Raw genomic sequence first — 4,833 nt, forward strand, 5'->3', positions numbered from 1 at the left:
AACCACACGTCACCACACCAGCCAGATGATTGATTAATTCCTCCATTTCGACTGGTTTAGCAATATGCAAGCCATGTACATCCAGAATAATATTACCGTTATCGGTGACAAAATCGGGACGCAGTTCCGGATGACCACCAAGCTTGACCAACTCGCGTGCGACAAAGCTGCGAGCCATCGGAATCACCTCGATAGGAACCGGAAACTTACCCAGCACATCCACATATTTTGACGCATCGGCAATACAGATGAACTCCTGCGCGGCGGCGGCAACGATTTTTTCCCGTGTCAGCGCCCCACCCCCACCCTTGATCATATGCAGATAGTGGTTAATCTCGTCGGCGCCATCGATATAAACCGGAATTTCATCCACACTATTGAGATCGAACACCGGAATGTGGTGTGCCTTAAGGCGGGCGGTACTGGCTTCCGAGCTGGACACCGCACCCTTGATCCGCCCTTTCATGGTGGCGGCCAACTCTTCAATGAAGATATTCACGGTACTACCAGTGCCGATGCCGATGATGGAATCCTCGGGGATAAATTCCAGCGCCTTTTTGGCCGCAGCCAACTTCAATTGATCAGGGGTAAGCATGATGGCGACTCCGTATTAGGTTATTTAGTTACTTCAATTATTCCATATTCGGTTCTTTAATGCCGTTTTAATGTGCCGCCATCAGCAAACAAACCGCCTGCGCCTCAATGGCCTCACACCGACCAAGATAGCCCAAAGTTTCGTTGGTCTTACCCTTAATATTGATGGTGGCCATATCCACCTCCAAATCCTGGGCAATATTAGCCCGCATGGCATCGATATGGGGCGCAAGCTTAGGGCGCTGCGCGATCAGCGTGGCATCAACATTCACCACTCTCCATCCCGCAGCCCGCACTCGCGCCACAGCTTCACGCAATAGTACCCGGCTATCCGCCCCCTCAAAACACGGCTCGGTATCAGGAAAAAGCCGGCCGATATCGCCCAGTGCTGCCGCCCCTAACAAGGCATCCGTGATGGCATGCAGCAAGGCATCTGCATCCGAGTGCCCGAGCAAACCCTTTTCATGAGAAATTTCCAAGCCCCCCAGAATCAGCGGACGTCCCTCAACCAGACGATGTACATCGTAACCCTGTCCAATACGGAACATTCAATCCTCCTTGCGTGAAGCGAGAATGACACGCGCCAGCGCCAGATCCGCCGGATATGTGACCTTGAAGTTTTGCGCCTCACCCTCGACCAGACAAGGTTTCAAACCCAGCATTTCGATGGCAGAAGCCTCATCGGTTATGGCTGATTCGCGCTCCGCAGCCAAGGCGCGCAACAACTGGCCGGACCGAAACATCTGCGGTGTTTGCGCCAGCCACAGCCCATCACGCGACACCGTCTTACTCACCCTGGCATGACTATCGGCACGCTTGACCGTATCCGCCACCGGCAAAGCCAGCAAACCACCCACTTCGTCATCTGTCAGGCGCGCAATCAGCCGCTCAACCATGGCAACCGTCAAGCAACAGCGCGCAGCATCATGCACCAATACCCAATCGTCTCCTTGTGCCGCCAGTGCCACCAAACCATTACGCACACTGGCCGCACGACTAGCCCCCCCTACCCGCAACACCTCAAGTTTGGGGATAGACCAGTCAAAACCGTCAAACCATTCATCTTCCGGCGAAACCACCACCACCACCCGGTCAACAGCCGGCACCGCGGCCAGCGTAGACAAGGTATGCCACATCAGGGGTTTACCCAATAGCTGCAAATACTGCTTAGGACTGGCTGCGCCAAAACGGCTCCCCGAACCGGCAGCCGGTACCAGTGCGATCATTGCGCTCATGCCTCACCCCCTACCGCCAGCTGGCGCCACAGACAGACCCCCTTCACCGATTTGTCCAGTGCATCCAGATAGTGTTCATGCGCTTGCTGCTCTTCGGTACTGGCACGTAGCACCGGAATGGGCTTACGCTCGAAACTGACCAGCTCCAGCGTATTGACTTCCCTCTCCTCCGGCTCGATATCCATGACCAGACTTTCCTGCCCACGCGTCATCCACAGATAGACTTCGGCCAATAACTCGCAGTCTATCAGTGCGCCGTGCACGGTCCGGTTGGAGCGGTCAACATCAAAGTGGTCGCACAAAGCATCCAGACTATTACGCTTGCCCGGCCGCTGATCTCGCGCCATCACCAGCGTGTCGATCACACTGGCACATTGCCCGGCAACCTGCGGTAAACCCACGCGCTCGAATTCGGCATTCATAAAGCCGATATCGAAAGGTGCGTTATGGATAATCAGCTCGCTATCCGCGATAAAATCAGCAATCTCGGCCGCAATAGCAGCAAAGCGGGGCTTGCCTTCGAGGAATTCGAGTGAAATGCCGTGTACACGCTGCGCGTCTGGGTCAATGGCCCGCTCGGGGTGCATATAAAGATGCAGATGGCGCCCCGTCAACTTGCGGTCGACCATCTCCAGTGCAGCAAATTCGATAATACGATGACCTTGCGACGGCTCAAGCCCCGTCGTCTCGGTGTCGAGGATAATTTGTCTCATGGGATACTCGAATCGTCGCGCCCAAACCGGACACGACAAAAAATCAGTTTGCCAGCGTCACACCACGATTGGCCAACTCGTCAGCGCGTTCATTGAATTCGTGCCCGGCATGGCCTTTGACCCAACGCCAGTCGACCGACAGATGGCGATTGCGCTCGGCATCCAGCAACTGCCACAAGTCTGCATTCTTGACCGGAGCCTTGGCGGCTGTTTTCCAGCCCCGCAGCTTCCAGCCGTGTATCCACTCGGAAATGCCTTTTTGCACATATTGCGAGTCGGTATACACCACAATATGGCAAGGACGGTTCAAGGCCTTGAGCGCTTCAATCACCGCCAATAGCTCCATACGGTTATTGGTGGTATCCGGCTCGCCACCCCACAACTCTTTTTCCTTGCCCTTGAAACGCAACAGCGCCCCCCAGCCTCCCGGGCCGGGATTTCCCTTACAGGCGCCATCAGAATAAATTTCGACCTTGTCTTGCGTCATAGTGCCTCATTGTTAGGATGGTGTACGGCATGACGTCCATCGCCCAGTACCGCAAGATTGGGGAGTGGCGTGCTGGCTTGCCAGCCCGGTTTGATCAGGCGCATACCACGCTGCCGCTTGATTGCACTGATGCCATAAACACCCGCAGCGAGCGGCCAGCAACGGTTACCAACAGGCTCAACAAACTGCCAGCGCTCCAAACAGTCAAGCCGGTTAATTGGCGGGGCATAGCACATGAAAGCAGGACTAGAAGGCTCGAAACCCAGCAGTTCGAACCAATCGTTCAAACGCGACAGGCGTAGAAAATTTCCGCTCCAGGGCACTTGCGAGCGCCCCTGCAGCAAGCGGCGCAAACCCCAAGCCGATAATGGATTAAAACCGGTAAGCACCACACGCCCTTCAGGCATCAGCACCCGCTCGGCCTCGCGTAGCACCTGATGGGGATGGGCGCTAAAATCCAGCGTATGCGGCAGCAGCAGCAAATCCAGACTTCTGGACTCGACCGGCAGATGCGCCGGATCACACACCAACCCGACGTCCCCCGTTTCCCCCGCATAAGCACGCCATGTCATGCGGTTGGTACGCAAAAAATCATGCCCCGGTGCACCGAACTGGATGGCTCTATAGCCAAAAGCATCAGCCACGGCCGAGTCATAATAAGCCTGCTCGTTCTGCAGCAGATATTGCCCAAGCTCGCTTGCATTCAACCAACTAGAAAATGCCGTCATGACCCAGTCTTAAACCACGTTAACCCGCACAGCCCCACCGGCATGTTTGGGTAATTATATCCGAAGGCAAGACCAAGGCGCAGACACTTCCCCAGCAATAAAGCGTTACACCAAATACGCGACGGGACAAAACAGGGGACGAATAAGGCCGAGAGGATTGATAGCCCCCGCAAACGATGGCTCAGCTTGCTGTACCAGCGAGTTGCCACGGGAGATCCTGCACAGGCGAAGGCGGCTGCATGACGGTTGCCACAAAAATGCATACGCCGTTTGGGCGGGGTAGGATTTGACAACATTAGCCAAGCGCGAACAAGCAAGCCGGCAGTATCCTGCAAACCTGTGACACGGCGCTACGCCATCTCGCACCGGAAAAGGAACTAAGGCTTCAGCACATAGCGGGTATCGCAAACAAGACGACAAGTTCAGCCAGCACCCAAGGTCAACGGGCAGTGCGCGCAGCATCCATCAACAAGCTTAACGAGAATGTCTTCCCAGCAGGGATAACCCGATATCGACACTACTGTTGTCGACCAGATCAATATCATCCAGCTTTAGTAGCTGTCCGGGCTCTACACGCCGCCGCAAGCGCGCCCCGTCAAGCAGGCCAATCGGGACATGATCCGGCTCACGCACCATTTGCACGGCTTCACCACGGACATCAAACCCGCCGCTTCCCCGTTCGATCAGATCCCCGGGACGCAATACATGCTTGGCAATCGCCGCGACACCCAGCGCAGGGTACTGGCTGTTATTGAGCAAGGCTCCCCTACCCGACAGCAAACGGCGCACGGTTTTGGCAACCTCCAGAAAACACAAGTGATAGGGTTTGACCAGCAGATAATGCGGGCCCTTCCCGAGTTTGAAATACTCAAGCCATGGCGCCATGTCTTCTTCATGAGAAGCAACAACAAATACACCCGTTGGCGCCCAGCCCCTAGCTACTGGGTGCCTGTATCAGCAAGCAATTCTCACAAACCAATGCACCTAATGGGTAATAACGCTCCATATCATTAGATTGTGCCTCCTTACGCAAGGCATTGGATAATGGCTGCATCCCCAAATCGGCTACAACATGA

At 55.3% G+C, this 4,833-nt stretch carries 7 protein-coding genes and 1 pseudogene; all 8 read right to left on the reverse strand.

Going from position 1 to position 4,833, the window contains the following annotated elements:
- Window positions 1-595: ribose-5-phosphate isomerase RpiA (rpiA, locus tag ACRC1E_RS08530; RefSeq protein WP_438514674.1), on the reverse strand; the 595-nt coding region annotated here is incomplete at its 3' end.
- 67 nt (window positions 596-662) lie between these two features.
- Window positions 663-1,142: a 2-C-methyl-D-erythritol 2,4-cyclodiphosphate synthase gene (ispF, locus tag ACRC1E_RS08535; RefSeq protein WP_438514675.1), complete on the reverse strand. Its 480-nt coding sequence runs from the start codon at window positions 1,140-1,142 to the stop codon at window positions 663-665.
- The gene (gene ispD / locus ACRC1E_RS08540) at window positions 1,143-1,829 is read right to left on the reverse strand and encodes a 2-C-methyl-D-erythritol 4-phosphate cytidylyltransferase (RefSeq protein WP_438514676.1); all 687 of its coding nucleotides are present in this window, start codon (window positions 1,827-1,829) and stop codon (window positions 1,143-1,145) included.
- Window positions 1,826-2,542, reverse strand: a complete 717-nt coding sequence (gene dnaQ / locus ACRC1E_RS08545; RefSeq protein WP_438514677.1) for a DNA polymerase III subunit epsilon — start codon at window positions 2,540-2,542, stop codon at window positions 1,826-1,828. Before dnaQ ends, ispD begins: the two co-directional genes overlap by 4 nt.
- Window positions 2,543-2,585: 43 nt before the next feature.
- Entirely contained in the window at window positions 2,586-3,029 is a 444-nt protein-coding gene (gene rnhA / locus ACRC1E_RS08550) for a ribonuclease HI (protein WP_438514678.1), read from the reverse strand.
- Entirely contained in the window at window positions 3,026-3,757 is a 732-nt protein-coding gene (locus tag ACRC1E_RS08555) for a class I SAM-dependent methyltransferase (RefSeq protein WP_438514679.1), read from the reverse strand. The genes rnhA and ACRC1E_RS08555 overlap by 4 nt, the downstream gene beginning before the upstream one ends.
- Window positions 3,758-4,231: 474 nt before the next feature.
- Window positions 4,232-4,666, reverse strand: a pseudogene (locus ACRC1E_RS08560) (hypothetical protein); the annotation flags it as partial.
- Window positions 4,667-4,691: 25 nt separating this feature from the next.
- Complete coding sequence (locus tag ACRC1E_RS08565; protein WP_438514680.1) at window positions 4,692-4,817, reverse strand: hypothetical protein; 126 nt, start codon at window positions 4,815-4,817, stop codon at window positions 4,692-4,694.
- Window positions 4,818-4,833 lie beyond the last annotated feature (16 nt).

It is taken from the genome of Craterilacuibacter sp. (genome assembly GCF_051659485.1).
Lineage (GTDB): Bacteria > Pseudomonadota > Gammaproteobacteria > Burkholderiales > Chromobacteriaceae > Craterilacuibacter.